This window comes from Pseudomonas sp. H3_E04, from assembly GCF_054668915.1.
Map to the genome: position 1 here is coordinate 5,274,073 of NZ_CP162797.1, position 16,553 is coordinate 5,290,625.

Here is a 16,553-nt window from a genome sequence, read left to right on the forward strand (position 1 = left end):
CCTGAGGAGAGAAGTGCATGACGCAAGTCACGGTGAAACAACTGGCCGATGAGGTCAAAACACCGGTAGAGCGCCTGTTGCAGCAGATGCGTGAGGCAGGTCTGCCGCACACCGCCGCCGACGAAAATGTGACTGACAGTGAGAAGCAATCCCTGCTGACTCACTTGAAGAGCAGTCACAAGGCGAAAGTGGAAGAACCACGCAAGATCACGCTGCAGCGTAAAACCACCAGCACCCTGCGTGTGGCTGGTAGCAAGAGCATCAGCGTTGAAGTTCGCAAGAAGAAAGTTTTCGTACAGCGTAGCCCGGAAGAAATCGAAGCCGAGCGCAAGCGTGAACTGGATGAGCGTCGCGCAGTAGAAAATGCTGCCCGTCAGAAGGCTGAAGAAGAAGCCAAGCAACGCGCCGAAGAAGAAGCGCGTCGCCAGCCTGCTGCTGCGCAAACCGCTGCCAGCGATGCCGTTGCGGCGCCGGCTGCTGCCGAACCTGTTCGCGAAAGCGCACCGGTGGCTGCTGCTCCTGCTCCATCGGCTGACGTTCGCAACAAGCAGAACGAACAGCGCCGTCCGGACAAGCCACGTGCCGACGATAACAATCGTCGCAGCGGTGGCGGTGATGGCGAGCGCAAAAACGCTCCGCATCGCGCATCGGTCAAAGAAAAAGCCCCGGCGCCACGTGTGGCGCCACGCACTACCGACGAAGAAAGCGATGGCTTCCGTCGTGGTGGTCGCGGCAAGGCCAAGCTGAAGAAGCGCAACGCCCACGGTTTCCAGAGCCCGACCGGCCCTGTCGTGCGTGATGTGCAGATCGGCGAGACCATCACGGTTGGCGATCTGGCCAACCAGATGTCGGTCAAAGCGGCTGAAATCATCAAGTTCATGTTCAAACTGGGTACCCCAGCGACCATCAACCAGGTGCTTGATCAGGAAACTGCTCAACTGGTAGCCGAAGAACTGGGCCACAAAGTGACCCTGGTCAGCGACACCGCTCTGGAAGATTCCCTGGCCGAGTCCCTGAAGTTTGAAGGTGAGTCGTTCTCCCGTGCACCAGTCGTGACCGTAATGGGCCACGTTGACCACGGTAAGACTTCCCTGCTCGACTACATCCGTCGTGCCAAGGTAGCTGCTGGCGAAGCCGGCGGTATCACCCAGCACATCGGTGCATACCACGTTGAGACTGATCGCGGCATGGTCACTTTCCTCGATACCCCGGGTCACGCCGCGTTTACCGCAATGCGTGCCCGTGGTGCCAAGGCGACCGACATCGTGATCCTCGTGGTTGCAGCGGACGACGGCGTGATGCCGCAAACCATCGAAGCGGTTCAGCATGCTCAGGCAGCTGGCGTGCCGCTGGTGGTTGCAGTGAACAAGATCGACAAGCCGGGCGCCGATCTCGATCGCATCCGCAGCGAGCTGTCGGTGCACGGCGTGACTTCCGAAGACTGGGGTGGCGACACACCATTCGTTCCGGTTTCGGCGAAGATGGGTACTGGCGTGGACGAGCTGCTTGAAGCCGTTCTGCTGCAGGCCGAAGTTCTCGAGCTGAAAGCTACTCCATCGGCTCCTGGCCGTGGTGTGGTGGTTGAATCGCGTCTCGACAAGGGTCGTGGCCCGGTGGCAACCGTGCTTGTTCAGGACGGTACGCTGCGTCAAGGCGACATGGTTCTGGTCGGTTCGAACTACGGCCGTGTACGTGCCATGCTCGACGAGAACGGCAAGCCAATCAAGGAAGCCGGTCCTTCCATCCCTGTCGAGATCCTCGGCCTGGACGGTACCCCGGACGCTGGCGACGAGATGAGCGTGGTTGCCGACGAGAAGAAAGCCCGTGAAGTGGCTCTGTTCCGTCAAGGCAAGTTCCGCGAGGTCAAACTGGCTCGCGCTCACGCCGGCAAGCTGGAAAACATCTTCGAAAACATGGGTCAGGCCGAGAAGAAGACGCTCAACATCGTCCTCAAATCCGACGTCCGTGGTTCGCTGGAAGCGTTGAACGGTGCCTTGAATGGCCTGGGCAACGACGAAGTTCAAGTGCGCGTCGTGGGTGGCGGTGTCGGTGGTATCACCGAGTCCGACGCCAACCTGGCACTGGCTTCCAACGCTGTACTGTTCGGCTTCAACGTGCGTGCCGATGCCGGCGCTCGCAAGATCGTCGAGCAGGAAGGTCTGGATATGCGTTACTACAACGTGATCTACGACATCATCGAAGACGTCAAGAAAGCCCTGACCGGTATGCTCGGCAGCGATGTTCGCGAGAACATCCTGGGTGTGGCCGAAGTGCGTGACGTGTTCCGTTCGCCGAAGTTTGGCGCGATCGCCGGTTGCATGGTGATCGAAGGTGTCGTGCACCGTAACCGTCCGATCCGTGTACTGCGTGAAGACATCGTTATCTTCGAAGGCGAGCTGGAATCCCTGCGCCGCTTCAAGGATGACGCTTCCGAAGTACGTGCCGGCATGGAATGCGGTATCGGCGTGAAGAGCTACAACGACGTCAAAGTCGGCGACAAGATCGAAGTCTTCGAGAAGGTTCAGGTTGCTCGCAGCCTCTGACTCGCGCACTTCAAGGGCCACGATGGGCCGTAGCATGCAAATGCGCGGCACAGCGTCCGGACTCTAAACGCAACGCCCGGTCTGGCTTTTGTCAGGCCGGGCGTTTGCCGCTTTCAGACCTTGCGGGTTTCACCGCTGGGCAGTAACAGGTAACAAATCATGGCAAAAGAATACAGCCGTACCCAACGTATCGGCGATCAGATGCAGCGCGAGCTGGCGCAACTGATCCGTCGCGAAGTCAAAGACCCGCGCGTCGGCCTGGTCACCATCACCGCTGTGGAAGTGTCCCGTGACGTCGGTCACGCGAAGATTTTCATCACCGTGATGGGCCAGGACAACGCTGAAGACATCGCGCAAAGCATCAAGGTGCTCAATGCCGCCGCAGGCTTCCTGCGCATGCAGTTGGCCCGCGAAATGAAGCTGCGCAGCGTGCCGCAACTGCACTTCCACTACGACGAATCCGTCGTGCGTGGTGCGCACCTGTCGGCGCTGATCGAGCGCGCCGTCGCTGAAGACAATCAGCACGTTGCCGCTCCAGCCCCTGAAGACACCAAGGAGTAATTCGGTGGCTCAGGTCAAACGTATCCGTCGTAACGTCAGCGGCATCATCCTGCTCGACAAGCCGTTGGGGTTCACCTCCAACGCTGCCTTGCAGAAGGTGCGCTGGCTGCTCAATGCCGAGAAGGCCGGGCACACCGGCAGCCTTGACCCGCTGGCCACCGGCGTGTTGCCGCTGTGCTTTGGCGAGGCGACCAAATTCTCGCAGTACCTGCTCGATTCCGACAAGGGCTATGAAACCCTGGCGCAACTGGGCAAGACCACCACCACGGCCGATGCCGAAGGTGAGGTTTTGCAGGAGCGTCCGGTGACCGTTGGTCGCGCCGATGTCGAAGCGGTTCTGCCGAAATTTCGTGGGCAAATCAGTCAGATACCGCCGATGTACTCGGCACTCAAGCGTGATGGCCAGCCGCTGTACAAACTGGCACGTGCAGGCGAAGTAGTGGAGCGCGAACCGCGTTCTGTTACTATTGCGCGCTTGGAATTGCTGGCCTTCGAAGGCGATACTGCGCGGCTTGCGGTGGACTGCAGCAAGGGCACCTATATTCGAACCCTGGTGGAGGATATCGGTGAGCAACTCGGTTGTGGTGCGTACGTCGCAGAATTGCGTCGGACCCAGGCCGGGCCTTTCACCCTGGCACAGACCGTGACCCTCGAAGAGCTGGAAGCGGTACATGCCGAAGGCGGCAACGAAGCGGTTGACCGTTTCCTGATGCCATCGGACAGCGGGCTGCAGGATTGGCCGCTGCTGCATTTTTCCGAAGCGAGCGCGTTCTACTGGCTCAACGGCCAGCCGGTGCGTGCCCCGGATGCGCCGAAATTCGGCATGGTGCGGGTACAGGATCACAATGGTCGCTTCATCGGTATCGGTGAAGTGAGCGAAGACGGGCGCATCGCGCCGCGTCGCTTGATTCGGTCAGAATGACCGGAACCGGTCTGCGCAAGCGGGCCGGCGAGTGTGGCTGTTAACAGGCATGGTCACTACTCATTTATAGATACAGGGATTTGTCCCTGGCCTGTTGAAGCTGTTTCCCTGAAACAGTTTCCTGATAAGGAAGGATTGCCTCATGGCTCTCGACGTTCAAGAAAAAGCTCAAATCGTTGCTGACTACCAGCAAGCTGTTGGTGACACTGGTTCGCCAGAAGTGCAGGTTGCACTGCTGACCGCCAACATCAACAAACTGCAAGGTCACTTCAAGGCCAACGGTAAAGATCACCACTCCCGTCGTGGTCTGATCCGCATGGTTAACCAGCGTCGCAAGCTGCTGGACTACCTGAAAGGCAAGGACGTAAGCCGGTACGCCGCGCTGATCGCTCGCCTGGGTCTGCGTCGCTAATCAGCGATTGCGCTATGAGGTTGGTGGTCTGTCGGGCGTCAGCGGTTCTCCGCTGGCGCCTTGCAGGCTCCCAGCCTCAAGTTTTATCTGCAGCATGGCTTTACCTGTAGCACCCGGACAATTGCCATCGGGCCGATTCCCGAGATTGCCCAAGAATTCGCAAGAAACCGTTTCCCCCAAGAGCCACAAAGAAGGTAGGACACCGTGAACCCGGTAATCAAAAAATTCCAGTTCGGTCAATCGACCGTTACCCTCGAGACAGGCCGTATCGCCCGTCAGGCCTCCGGCGCAGTATTGGTCACCGTTGACGACGACGTCAGCGTGTTGGTGACTGTTGTCGGTGCAAAGCAAGCCGATCCGGGCAAGGGCTTCTTCCCTCTGTCCGTGCACTACCAGGAAAAGACTTACGCTGCCGGTAAGATCCCTGGCGGTTTCTTCAAGCGTGAAGGCCGTCCTTCCGAGAAAGAAACCCTGACTTCCCGACTGATCGACCGTCCGATCCGTCCGCTGTTCCCAGAAGGCTTCATGAACGAAGTGCAGGTTGTCTGCACCGTCGTTTCCACCAGCAAGAAGACCGATCCGGACATCGCTGCGATGATCGGTACCTCGGCTGCCCTGGCCATTTCCGGCATTCCATTCGACGGCCCGATCGGCGCCGCTCGCGTGGCTTTCCACGAAAGCACCGGCTACCTGCTGAACCCGACTTACGAGCAGCAGGCCGCTTCGAGCCTGGACATGGTCGTTGCCGGTACTTCCGACGCCGTGCTGATGGTTGAATCGGAAGCCAAAGAGCTGACCGAAGACCAGATGCTGGGTGCGGTACTGTTCGCTCACGACGAATTCCAGGTTGTGATCAACGCTGTTAAAGAACTGGCTGCCGAAGCCGCCAAGCCAACCTGGAACTGGGCTCCTGCGCCAGAAGCCACCGCACTGCTGGGCGCTATCCGCGCCGAGTTCGGCGAAGCGATCTCCCAGGCTTACACCATCACCATCAAGGCCGACCGTTACGCTCGCCTGGGTGAGCTGAAGGATCAAGTGGTTGCCAAGCTGTCCGGTGAAGAAGGCCAGCCTAGCGCTGCTGAAGTCAAAGCAGCTTTCGGCGAAATCGAATACCGCACCGTTCGCGAAAACATCGTCAACGGCAAGCCACGTATCGACGGTCGCGACACCCGCACCGTACGTCCGCTGAACATCGAAGTCGGCGTTCTGCCGAAGACTCACGGTTCGGCACTGTTCACCCGTGGCGAAACTCAGGCACTGGTTGTTGCAACACTGGGCACCGCCCGTGATGCGCAACTGCTGGACACCCTGGAAGGCGAAAAGAAAGACCCGTTCATGCTGCACTACAACTTCCCGCCGTTCTCGGTAGGCGAGTGTGGTCGCATGGGTGGCGCCGGTCGTCGCGAAATCGGTCACGGCCGTCTGGCCCGTCGTTCGGTTTCGGCCATGCTGCCAGCCGCTGACGTGTTCCCGTACACCATCCGCGTAGTGTCGGAAATCACCGAATCCAACGGTTCGAGCTCGATGGCTTCCGTATGCGGTGCTTCCCTCGCGCTGATGGACGCTGGTGTACCGATGAAGGCGCCGGTGGCCGGTATCGCGATGGGTCTGGTTAAAGAAGGCGAGAAGTTCGCCGTCCTGACCGACATCCTCGGCGACGAAGATCACCTGGGCGACATGGACTTCAAGGTAGCCGGTACCGCCAAAGGCGTTACCGCGCTGCAGATGGACATCAAGATCAAGGGCATCACCGAAGAGATCATGGAAATCGCTCTGGGCCAGGCCCTTGAAGCGCGCCTGAACATCCTCGGCCAGATGAACCAGATCATTGGCCAGTCGCGTACCGAACTGTCGGCCAACGCTCCGACCATGATCGCGATGAAGATCGATACCGACAAAATCCGTGACGTTATCGGTAAAGGTGGCGCGACCATCCGTGCGATCTGCGAAGAAACCAAGGCTTCGATCGACATCGAAGACGACGGTTCGATCAAGATCTTCGGCGAAACCAAGGATGCCGCAGAAGCTGCTCGTCAGCGCGTTCTGAGCATCACTGCAGAAGCCGAGATCGGCAAGATCTACGTCGGCAAGGTTGAGCGCATCGTCGACTTCGGCGCGTTCGTCAACATCCTGCCGGGCAAGGACGGTCTGGTACACATCTCGATGCTGAGCGACGCTCGCGTAGAGAAAGTCACCGACATCCTCAAAGAAGGCCAGGAAGTGGAAGTGCTGGTACTGGACGTGGACAACCGCGGCCGTATCAAGCTGTCCATCAAAGACGTGGCAGCTGCCAAGGCTTCGGGCGTTTAATCACCCCAACGCTTTAGCGCAATGAAGATGCCCCCGCCGTGCAAACGGCGGGGGCATTTTTTTGCGTGAAGTAAAAGTCAAAAGATCGCAGCCTTCGGCAGTGCCTACAGAAGCGGTGTGATAACCCGTTCATGTTGGAGCTGCCGCAGGCTGCGATCTTTGCTTTTGTGAAAACCGGTGCTAGGTTTAGCCCACCGCCCGTGTAGCTCAGCCGGTAGAGCAGCGCACTCGTAACGCGAAGGTCGCAGGTTCGATTCCTGTCTCGGGCACCAGCTCCTCAGCGCGACACGTCGATTCATGTTCCGCAGGTCAGCTTTTTGTGCAAGAGATGTAAAGAGCCGTGTAATTCGTCATGCAAACGTCCTATATTCGGTGCCTGCAAGAGCATCGCTTAGCAGTTTTCAGATGATCCCGAATGGTTCCGAAGGCCGGCCAGTCCGCGTCAGAGAGATCCTTGATGATCCAGATCCATCCTCCATTCCTAAGATCAGCGAGAACCCCATGACTGAATTGACCCAAGAACAACGCCACGAACAAGCGCTGGAAAAATACCTTCTGGATGTGCCGGACCTGAAGGATGAGATCAAGGACCTGAGTCCCGATGATCAGAAAGACCAGATCCAGTGGGCCTTCGAAGACGAAGCCGAAGCGCAGGGCTTGCAGCCGTGGGAGCTGACCCTCAAGTACACGAGCACGCCGGAGGAGTTCGAGGCGCAGCGCCTCGTGCTGCACAAGGAAGCGGCGGAAGTATTGGGTGTCGAGTGGGAAGAGTACTGCGAGATGAATAATCTCGTCGTATAAGAGCAGCTGCGAGTTTCTAGCTACAAGCTGCAAGTCAAAGCAGATTCGCTTGGCTTGTAGCTTGTAGCTTGCCGCTGCGTTTAGAGGCTTAGTCGCATCGACAGGTCCACCGCTTTGACATCCTTGGTCATCGCACCGATCGAAATGTAATCCACGCCCGTTTCGGCGATCGGCAGCAGCGTGCTTTCGTTGATGCCGCCGCTGGCTTCCAGTTTCGCTTTGCCGGCGGTCAGGCGTACGGCTTCACGCATGTCGTCCAGGCTCAGTTCGTCGAGCATGATGATGTCGGCGCCGGCTTCCAGCGCCTGCTGCAACTCCTCAAGACTTTCCACTTCGATCTCCACCGGTTTGCCCGGGGCGATTTTATGCGCGGCGGCCACGGCTTCGGCGATGCCACCGCTGGCGGCGATATGGTTTTCCTTGATCAGGAAGGCATCGTAGAGGCCGATGCGATGGTTGTGGCAGCCGCCGCAGGTCACCGCATATTTCTGCGCCATACGCAGGCCGGGCAGAGTCTTGCGGGTGTCGAGCAACTTGACCTGCGTTTCGCCTACGAAGTCCGCCAGGTATTGCGCGCGCGTCGCTACGCCGGACAACAACTGCAGGAAGTTCAACGCGCTGCGTTCACCCGTCAGCAACGAGCGAGCCGGGCCTTCGAGGTGGAACAGCGGCTGATTGGCCTTGACCCGCTGGCCGTCGACCACTTGCCAATGCACCGCCACGCGCGGATCGAGCTGGCGGAACACCGCATCGACCCACGCGGTGCCGCAGATGACGGCGTCGTCGCGGGTGATGATGGTGGCTTTGGCCAGGCGTTCGGCCGGGATCAGTTGCGCGGTGATGTCGCCGCTGCCGACGTCTTCGAGCAACGCACGACGCACGTTGTTTTCGATTTCGGCGGTCAGATCGGCGAGACGTAGATTCGGCATAACGGACTCCACAAACAAAGTGGTTCGATTATAGGGGCAGGGCGCGAGCCAACCCAAGGCGAGAACGCGCATGCCTGACGCATCTGGTCGATTTTCCTGCGCTGAGTTCGAGGCGCATGGCGTATAGGGGAAACCCTGAGACCTATAGCATCGCCGGCCTCTTTTGCCAGATAATCCGCCTTGTATTTGACGTCATGGCTTTGACGAACGACTCCGCTGGGGCAGTGTCAAAGCGACGAACCGAATCACCGTTCCAGGAGGCCAGGATGCGCAACGACGGGAAAGTGGTGCCTTTGCACCGGGCGACTGCCGATCTGGCGGACCACTCGCCGCTTGCCCGCTTGCCGGTGATTCTGCTGCAGGTTCGCGACAAGGCTGCGCAGCAGCTGCGCCACGATTTGCAGGAGCTGTTCGATAACGCTGACGACACGCTGTTCGAAATGGCCGACCGGGCGCGCAACGACGTCGATCAGAACATCTTTTTCGAAGCCATGCGCGACCTGCGCCTCAAGCGCAAGAATATCGAGCGCGGCTTTCTTGAACTGTTCTTCGAAGCCTTCGCCGGCCTTACCCAATACGACCCCGCCGCCAATACCCTGCCACGCACCCCGGTGGTCGAAGAGTCGGCGCCGCGCACCGATGCCATGGAGCGGACCGTGGCCGTGCAGACCATGGTCAGCCGCGTGCTCAAGCGCGACGGCTTTGCCCTCGATCAACTGACCGCACGGTTCAGCTCGATGCTCGGTAAGCGTCTCGACGATCAGCACAATCCCCTCAGCCCGGCGATGCTCTGCGAATATTTCCTGCAGGCCGGGCGTAACCTTGGCGTCGAGATCAAGGTCAAGCTGATCCTGCTCAAGCTTTTCGAACGCTATGTGCTGGCCGACACCGAGCAGCTGTATGCCGAGGCCAATCAGTTGTTGCTCGCCACCGGCGTATTGCCACATCTGAAACCCGCCATACCCCGTCGCATGGTCGAGCCTGCGGACAGCGACACATTGATTGAAGATCTCGACGAGCCGCCAGCGGACGAAGGCATCGAGGAGGTGTTCGCCGCGATGCAGCAATTGCTCGCCCAGGTACGCGGCCGCGTCACGCCGACCCTGGAGCCCGGCGCCCCGGCGCATCCGATCAACACCCGCGACCTGCTGCGTTTGTTGTCGCACTTGCAGCAATACGTACCTGCGCTCGAGGCTCAGGAAGATTTCGATCTGCGCCATCAGCTCGAGCAACTGCTGACCCGGGTCAGCGTCAGGAGTGGCCGCTCCCGCGTCGTCGCGACCGCCGACGAAGATGTGATCAACCTGATCGCCATGGTTTTCGACTGCATCCTCGACGATCGCAATGTGCCCGATGCGCTCAAGGCGCTGATCGCCCGATTGCAGATTCCGATGCTCAAGGTTGCGGTGCTGGACAAGAGTTTCTTCAGCCGCAGCACGCACCCGGCGCGGCGCTTGCTCAACGAAATCGCCGAGGCCGCAATGGGCTGGAGCGATTGCGACGGCGCTGAGCGCGACAGCCTCTACGTGCGCATCGAGCAAGTGGTGCAGCGCTTGCTCAGCGAATTTGTCGACGACCCGGCGATCTTCTCCGAACTGCTCGCCGACTTCCTCGCCTTCACCCAGGAAGAACGCCGTCGCACTGAACTGCTCGAACAACGCTTGCGGGACGCCGAGGAAGGCCGGGCGAAGGCCGAGCTGGCTCAGCTGCGCGTCGCGCAGGCGTTACAACAGGCGCTACTGGGCAAAGTGCTGCCGGCGACGGTGGTCGGTTTCGTCCAGCAGGCCTGGAGCAAAGTGCTGTTGCTGACCTGCCTCAAGCATGGCGATCAGTCCGCCGAATGGCACGCCGACGTGCAGACCATGGAACAGTTGGTCTGGAGCGTGCAGCGCCATGACGACGGCGAATCCAGCCTGCGCCTGCTGGCGTTGGTCCCGGGTTTGCTCAAGTCGTTGCGCGATGGCCTGAGCAGTACCGCGTTCGACCCGTTTGCCACCAGCGAATTTTTCAGTGAACTGGAGGCTCTGCACGTACGCGTGCTGGAGCGTTCCGACGACGCCGAGCACAGCGTTACGCCGCTGATCGAAGTTACGCCCGAGGTCTTGCAGCACAGCGCCGAGCAGACAGCAGCCACCCCGGCGCCGCGCCTGGCGCAAGACGCAGCCGGCCTGTCTCAGGTCGAGCAGTTGCGTGTGGGCCACTGGGTGGTGTTCGACGCCGACGACGAACAGAGCTTGCGTTGCAAACTCGCCGCGATCATCGAAGAGACCGGCAAATATGTCTTCGTCGACCGCACCGGGACGAAAGTGCTGGAGCACAGCCGCACCGACCTCGCCTTGGCTTTCAGCCGAGGCGCCGCGCGTGCGCTGGATGACACCTTGCTGTTCGACCGCGCATTGGAATCGGTGCTCGGCGACCTGCGGCGACTCAATCGCGGCAAGTGATCGCGCGTCGGGGGCGGATCGCGGCATACTGGGCGCCCACATGGTCGGCGTTGAAGGAATCGGTATGCAGTTGGATCCCGCGAGCGGGTGGTGTCATGGCGTGCAGATCTGCCCGTCGCCCAACTTCAATGAGCGCCCGGCGGGCGAAGTGTCCCTGTTGGTCATTCACAACATCAGCCTGCCGCCGGCGCAATTCGCCACGGGCAAGGTGCAGGAATTTTTCCAGAATTGTCTGGATGTCACCGAACACCCCTATTTTGCAGGCATCGCTGACCTGCGCGTCTCGGCGCATTTTCTGATCGAACGTGACGGCAAGGTCACCCAGTTTGTCTCCTGTCTTGCGCGGGCGTGGCATGCCGGTGTTTCGGTGTTCGAAGGCCGTGAAACCTGCAACGATTTTTCCGTGGGCATCGAGCTGGAAGGCACCGATGATCTGCCGTTCACCGACGAACAATATCGCACGTTGACTGCGCTGACCCGGCAGTTGCAGAAACGCTTTCCGGCGATCACCGATCAGCGTATCTGTGGCCACAGCGATATCGCTCCGGGGCGCAAGACCGATCCGGGACCGGCATTCGACTGGGCACGCTACCGCGCAGCCCTGGCAAAAGAGGAAGGACAATGAGTTTTCTGGTGTTACTGCTGGCGGTGTGGATCGAGAAGTTTTCGGCCCTGCGCCATCGGCTTCAACGCGACGGCGGATGGATCCGCGAGCTGCACAAACTCGAAAACAGCAATCGGCTGGCCAAGCGACCGTGGCTGGTGCTGACGATTCTGGTGCTGTTCCCGGTGGCGTTGCTGGCGCTGTTGCTGCTGGTACTGGAACCGGTGGCTTACGGTCTGCTGGCGCTGCCGGTGCATTTGCTGGTGGTGATTTACAGCCTCGGGCGTGGCGATCTGCTCGGCGGCCTCGGGCCGTTCCGCGATGCCTGGCGCCGTGAGGATCTGCAAGCGGCGGCGCACGTGGCCAAGCGCGACCTGAATATCTGCGCCGACAGCGGTGAGCAATTGCTTGAGCAAGTGCAGGGGCATCTGCTGTGGCAGGCGTATCAGAGTTTCTTTGCGGTGATCTTCTGGTACTTCCTGCTTGGTCCCGTGGCGGCACTGGCGTATCGCCTGTTGGCGCTGGCCGAAGAGCACGCCAGCAATCCGGCGCTGGTCGAGCGTGCTGCGCAGTTGCGCCATGCTTTCGATTGGGTGCCGGTGCGTTTGCTGGCGGCGAGCCTGGCGCTGGTCGGCAACTTCGTCGCGGTCAGCCGGGTGATGCTGCATGAGCTGCTGAACTGGAACATCAGCGCTGCGCAGTTGATCAACAAGGTCGGCCTGGCAGCCGGGGAAGTTCCACCGCCAGTGGTCGGCCCGGACGGCATCAACACCCTCGACTGCCTGTGGGAACTGCTGCTGCGCGCGGCGGTGCTGTGGTATGCCGGGTTTGCCTTGTGGACGGTTCTGGTTCACTGATTACAGCAAGATCAAAAGATCGTCCGATCGCGGCCCGAGCCTTCGGACGATCTTTTTGCTTTTGATATGGCGATCACTGCATTGCCATTAACCTTAAGTTACAAAACCTCCCGCCGATTTACGCTATACAGAGATAGCGCCCGATAGTGGCTATCTGCTCTCGTCCCGCGCCTGCCAATAAAAACAAGAAAAACCAAGGGAGACTTCCAGTGAAGAGCTTGCTCTATCCCGCCGTCTCGCTGATGAACCGTCTGAGCTTCGGCATGAAGTTCAGCCTGATCAGCGTGCTGTTCCTGGTGCCGATGCTGGTGACCAATTTCTATCTGGTGCGCGACTCCTATCGCGAATTTCAGGGCACCCGCGTCGAACTGCAGAGCCTTGACCTGCTCGGCAGCAGCCTGACCCTGCGTCGCGATCTGGAGACCCTGAACAATCTGGTGCAGATCGACGTCACCCTCGGCCAGTCCGGCAAGGCCGGCAATGTCGAAGCGCAGATCCAGACGCTCGAGCAAGCCGTGCTCGCGCGCCTGGAAGGGCTGGCGGCGATGACCGAGGACCCGGAGCAGATCAAGCAGTTCGAGGCCAAACGCGATGAAATGATCGCCGCGTTCAAGGCCCAGCAAGTGGAGAGCTCGCTGCAAAGCAAAAGCGCGTTGATCGGCAAGTTGCTGGCCAGTGCGCAGATTTTCAGCCAGATCATCACCAGTCAGGCCGGCCTCAGTCGCGATAATCAAAGCGATATTCGCCAGCTCAGCGAACTGGTGACGCTGATTACCCCCAGCGTCACGCAGACCCTCGGCGAAGGCCGGGCAATGGGTTCGTATTCACTGGGCCAGGGCTTTCTCAACAGTTCCTCCAGCACGCGTTTCGACGAGTTGCTGGTGCAGATCGAAAAACTTCAGGCCGAGTACGCTCTGAAACTGCAGGACGCCCTCGGTTCCAGCCACGCTGCACGCGAATCGCTCAGTGCTCAGGCTGACAGCAGCAAGGCCTCGCTCAAGCAGGCCAGCGAGCTGTTCGAAGAACAAGTGGTGATGGCTGACACCCTCGATGCGCCGTGGCAGGCATTCTACGATCAGGTCACCGGGTTGATGGAACACACCTATCAGCTCAATCAGGCCACGCTGAAATTTCTCGACAACCAGTTGCAGCAGCGCCTGGCGCAGAACCGTACGCACATGATTCTGCAAGCCTCTGCGCTGTCGGTGGTGTTCGTGCTGATTTTCTATCTTTATGGCGGTTTCTACGCCTCGACCCGCACCACTCTGAAAAGCCTGGGGGCGATGATGGACAAGGTCGCGGCCGGTGACATGACCGTCAACTTCAAGGCCAGCAGCCGTGATGAACTGGGCGAGTTGGGCGAGGTGTTCAACGGCACGGTGAAGAAGATTCACGACTTGATCGAACGCGTCGGCCACACGGTTGGCGAAGTCGAGCGTCAGGCCGGGCAAGTGGAAAGCGTGTCGGCGCAGAGCAATCAGGCCGTCGCCGGGCAGCGTTCGCAAATCGAACAAGTAGCGACGGCGATGAACCAGATGTCGGCAACTTCAATGGAAGTCGCGCGCAGTGCCGCCGCTGCGGTGAGCAGCGCCCATAGCGTCAACGACGAAACCCTGAGCGGTCGCGGGCTGGTGGAATCGCAGCAGGGCAGCATTGCCGCGCTGGCCAGCGAAATCGATCAGTCGGTGCTGGTGATCAATCAACTGGCCAGCGACAGCCAGTCGATCAGCCGTGTGCTTGAGGTGATCAAGAGCATCGCCGAACAAACCAACCTGCTGGCGCTCAACGCCGCGATCGAGGCGGCCCGGGCCGGCGAGCAGGGGCGCGGTTTTGCCGTGGTCGCCGACGAAGTGCGCACCTTGGCCAAGCGCACCCAGCAATCGACCGAGGAGATCGAGCAGATGATCGCCAAGCTGCACGGTGGCGTCGGCGCGGCGGTGAAGGCCATGGGCGTCAGTCATCAGATGGCCAACGGCACGGTGGGCCAGTCGGAGAAGGTCCAGCAGGCCCTGGAAAATATTCTTGGCGCAGTGGGCATGATCGTCGACCAGAACCAGCAGATCGCCGCTGCCGTCGAACAGCAAACGGCGGTGGCCCACGACATCGATCAGAACATCGTCGAGATCAACCGTGCCGGCGAACGCACAGCACAAGGCGCACACCAGACCGAAGATGCCAGCCGCGCGCTGTCTGCCCAGGTCGTGGAACTGAAACAACTGATCAGCGCCTTCCGCGTCTGAACCTGACACCGTCCCCCCCCGTAGGAGCTGACGAGTGCAACGAGGCTGCGATCTTTTGATCTTCAAATGCAAAGTCAAAAGATCGCAGCCTCGTTGCACTCGTCAGCTCCTACACGGGTACGTGTTACCAGCCGAAGACTTCGCAGCAGTTGGCGGTGCTGGCGGCGGCGAGTTGTTCAGGCGTGATATTCATCAGCTCGGCCAGCGCCGCACAAATCGCCGGCAAATGCGCCGGGCTGTTGCGCTGGCCGGGGAACATCGCGGGGGCCATGTCTGGTGAGTCGGTTTCCAGTACCACCGATTGCAGCGGCAGTTCCGGCAGGACCCGATGCATGCGCAATGCCTGCGGCCAGGTCGGTGCACCGCCAAGACCCAGTTTGAAACCGAGCTTGAGGTATTCTCGCGCTTCCTCACGACTGCCGGCGAAGGCGTGGATGATGCCGGCGCGTTTGAGCTTGAAGCGTTTGAGCGTGGCGATCACTGCCGCGTGGCTGCGGCGTACGTGGATCAGCGCCGGCAACTCGAAGTCCGCCGCCAGTTGCAGCTGCGCCTCGAACAACGATTGCTGGCGCTCGCGATCCAGGGTTTCAATGAAATAATCGAGGCCGATCTCGCCCACTGCGCACAGCTGCCGATGCCCGCGCAATCGCGTCAGCCAGTCCCCCAGCGCATGCAAATCCTCGGACCGATGCTGATCGAGAAACACCGGGTGCAGACCGAACGCCGCGTACAAGTCGGCATCGCTCTGCACCAGGTCCCAGACCCGTTGCCAGTTGCCCTGATGCACCCCCAGCACGACGATGCGCCGCACGCCGAGGGCGCGGCTTTTGGCCAGCAACTCGGCGCGATCGGCGTCGAAGTCGGGGAAGTCGAGGTGAGTGTGGCTGTCGATCAGCTCCACGATTCAGTCCCGATGAATACGCTGCTTGAAGGTCCGCGCAATGGCTTGCACGCCCGGTTGGTAGTCGTCCTGCTCGACGGCGGCCAGCGCCAGTTCCAGGGCCTTGTCGGCGATCAACTGGTGTTGCTGGGACATGGCATTGACCGGCAGCGGCAGGAAATCCAGCAACTGCGTGTCGCCGAAGGTGCCGAGGCGCAGCGGCCGCGATTTCAGCGGGAAATCATGCAGCGCATCGAACACGCCTTGCAGCAGCACGTAGGAAGTGGTCACCAGTGCGTCAGGCAAATGCCCCAGACGCTGCAGGAGTTCTTCCATCAATTGCTTGCCGCACTCACGGCTGAACGACTCGGCGTGCTCGACCAGCACCTCGCCTTTGAAATCGTTGAGTGCTGCGCGGAAACCGGCGGCACGCTCCTGGCTGATGCTCAGCTCCGGCCGTGCGCCGAGCAGCACGATCTGCTTGGGCTGCGGATCGAGCAGGCTCTGGGTCAGGTGCAGGCTGGCCTCGCGGTCGTCGCTGATCACCGAGCAGAAATGCTCCGGCTCCATGACCCGGTCGATGGCGATGATCGGCAGACCCTTGGCCTGCAACTGGCGGTAGCTGTCGTCGCTGGCGGGCAGGCAACTGGCAACGATCAGCGCATCGCATCGGCGCGCGCGGAACAGTTGCAGCAACTGGCGCTCGCTGTCCGGCGCATCGTCAGAACTGGCGATCAGCAATTGATAGCCGCGAGCCCGCGCGCCTTGTTCGAGTAACTTGGCGATCCGCGCGTAACTGGGGTTTTCCAGGTCCGGCAGGATAAAGCCCAGGGTGCGCGTGTGCCGACTGCGCAGGCCGGCCGCTTGCGGATTGGGCGTGAAGCCGTGCAGATCGACCACCGCGCGCACGCGCTCGACGGTCGCGTTGCTGATGCGTTGCTGTTCGGCCTTGCCGTTGATGACGTAGCTGGCGGTGGTGACGGAGACGCCGGCCAACCGCGCGATATCACTGAGTTTCAACCCGGTATTTCCTTGTTTTTTCGAGCATGC

General features: G+C 60.4%; 13 protein-coding genes and 1 tRNA gene. 11 read left to right on the forward strand and 3 right to left on the reverse strand.

Annotated features, from left to right (window positions below; genetic code table 11):
- Positions 1 to 17 precede the first annotated feature (17 nt).
- The 7 genes from infB to AB4N53_RS23740 all read left to right on the forward strand — a co-directional run bounded on the left by infB (position 18) and on the right by AB4N53_RS23740 (position 7,549).
- Positions 18 to 2,543, forward strand: a complete 2,526-nt coding sequence (infB, locus tag AB4N53_RS23710) for a translation initiation factor IF-2 (protein ID WP_041477933.1) — start codon at positions 18 to 20, stop codon at positions 2,541 to 2,543.
- Between the two features lie 159 nt (positions 2,544 to 2,702).
- Entirely contained in the window at positions 2,703 to 3,104 is a 402-nt protein-coding gene (gene rbfA / locus AB4N53_RS23715; protein WP_016771753.1) for a 30S ribosome-binding factor RbfA, read from the forward strand.
- A gap of 4 nt (positions 3,105 to 3,108) precedes the next feature.
- The gene (truB, locus tag AB4N53_RS23720) at positions 3,109 to 4,026 is read left to right on the forward strand and encodes a tRNA pseudouridine(55) synthase TruB (RefSeq protein ID WP_024011571.1); all 918 of its coding nucleotides are present in this window, start codon (positions 3,109 to 3,111) and stop codon (positions 4,024 to 4,026) included.
- 142 nt (positions 4,027 to 4,168) lie between these two features.
- The gene (gene rpsO, locus AB4N53_RS23725) at positions 4,169 to 4,438 is read left to right on the forward strand and encodes a 30S ribosomal protein S15 (protein WP_016771751.1); all 270 of its coding nucleotides are present in this window, start codon (positions 4,169 to 4,171) and stop codon (positions 4,436 to 4,438) included.
- Between the two features lie 204 nt (positions 4,439 to 4,642).
- Complete coding sequence (gene pnp / locus AB4N53_RS23730; protein WP_460123889.1) at positions 4,643 to 6,748, forward strand: polyribonucleotide nucleotidyltransferase; 2,106 nt, start codon at positions 4,643 to 4,645, stop codon at positions 6,746 to 6,748.
- A 196-nt stretch (positions 6,749 to 6,944) separates the two neighbouring features.
- A tRNA-Thr gene (locus tag AB4N53_RS23735) sits at positions 6,945 to 7,020 on the forward strand.
- A gap of 229 nt (positions 7,021 to 7,249) precedes the next feature.
- A complete protein-coding gene (locus AB4N53_RS23740; RefSeq protein ID WP_076565788.1) occupies positions 7,250 to 7,549 on the forward strand; it encodes a DUF6388 family protein in 300 nt (99 codons plus the stop codon).
- Positions 7,550 to 7,629: 80 nt separating this feature from the next.
- On the opposite strand, the gene nadC is transcribed toward AB4N53_RS23740, so the two are convergent.
- Complete coding sequence (nadC, locus tag AB4N53_RS23745; RefSeq protein WP_056782879.1) at positions 7,630 to 8,478, reverse strand: carboxylating nicotinate-nucleotide diphosphorylase; 849 nt, start codon at positions 8,476 to 8,478, stop codon at positions 7,630 to 7,632.
- Positions 8,479 to 8,744: 266 nt separating this feature from the next.
- On the opposite strand from nadC, the gene AB4N53_RS23750 reads away from it, so the two are divergent.
- The 4 genes from AB4N53_RS23750 to AB4N53_RS23765 all read left to right on the forward strand — a co-directional run bounded on the left by AB4N53_RS23750 (position 8,745) and on the right by AB4N53_RS23765 (position 14,623).
- A complete protein-coding gene (locus tag AB4N53_RS23750; RefSeq protein WP_460123893.1) occupies positions 8,745 to 10,922 on the forward strand; it encodes a DUF1631 domain-containing protein in 2,178 nt (725 codons plus the stop codon).
- 64 nt (positions 10,923 to 10,986) lie between these two features.
- On the forward strand, positions 10,987 to 11,547 hold the full coding sequence (gene ampD, locus AB4N53_RS23755; protein ID WP_460123896.1) for a 1,6-anhydro-N-acetylmuramyl-L-alanine amidase AmpD: 561 nt from the start codon (positions 10,987 to 10,989) through the stop codon (positions 11,545 to 11,547).
- The gene (gene ampE / locus AB4N53_RS23760) at positions 11,544 to 12,383 is read left to right on the forward strand and encodes a regulatory signaling modulator protein AmpE (protein ID WP_460123899.1); all 840 of its coding nucleotides are present in this window, start codon (positions 11,544 to 11,546) and stop codon (positions 12,381 to 12,383) included. The genes ampD and ampE overlap by 4 nt, the downstream gene beginning before the upstream one ends.
- 1,550 nt (positions 12,384 to 13,933) lie before the next feature.
- Complete coding sequence (locus AB4N53_RS23765) at positions 13,934 to 14,623, forward strand: methyl-accepting chemotaxis protein (RefSeq protein WP_370695133.1); 690 nt, start codon at positions 13,934 to 13,936, stop codon at positions 14,621 to 14,623.
- 124 nt (positions 14,624 to 14,747) lie between these two features.
- Here AB4N53_RS23765 and AB4N53_RS23770 read toward each other — a convergent pair whose 3' ends face one another.
- Positions 14,748 to 15,524, reverse strand: a complete 777-nt coding sequence (locus AB4N53_RS23770; protein WP_460123902.1) for a TatD family hydrolase — start codon at positions 15,522 to 15,524, stop codon at positions 14,748 to 14,750.
- 3 nt (positions 15,525 to 15,527) lie between these two features.
- On the reverse strand, positions 15,528 to 16,523 hold the full coding sequence (gene cra / locus AB4N53_RS23775) for a catabolite repressor/activator (RefSeq protein ID WP_310408073.1): 996 nt from the start codon (positions 16,521 to 16,523) through the stop codon (positions 15,528 to 15,530).
- Positions 16,524 to 16,553: the final 30 nt, after the last annotated feature.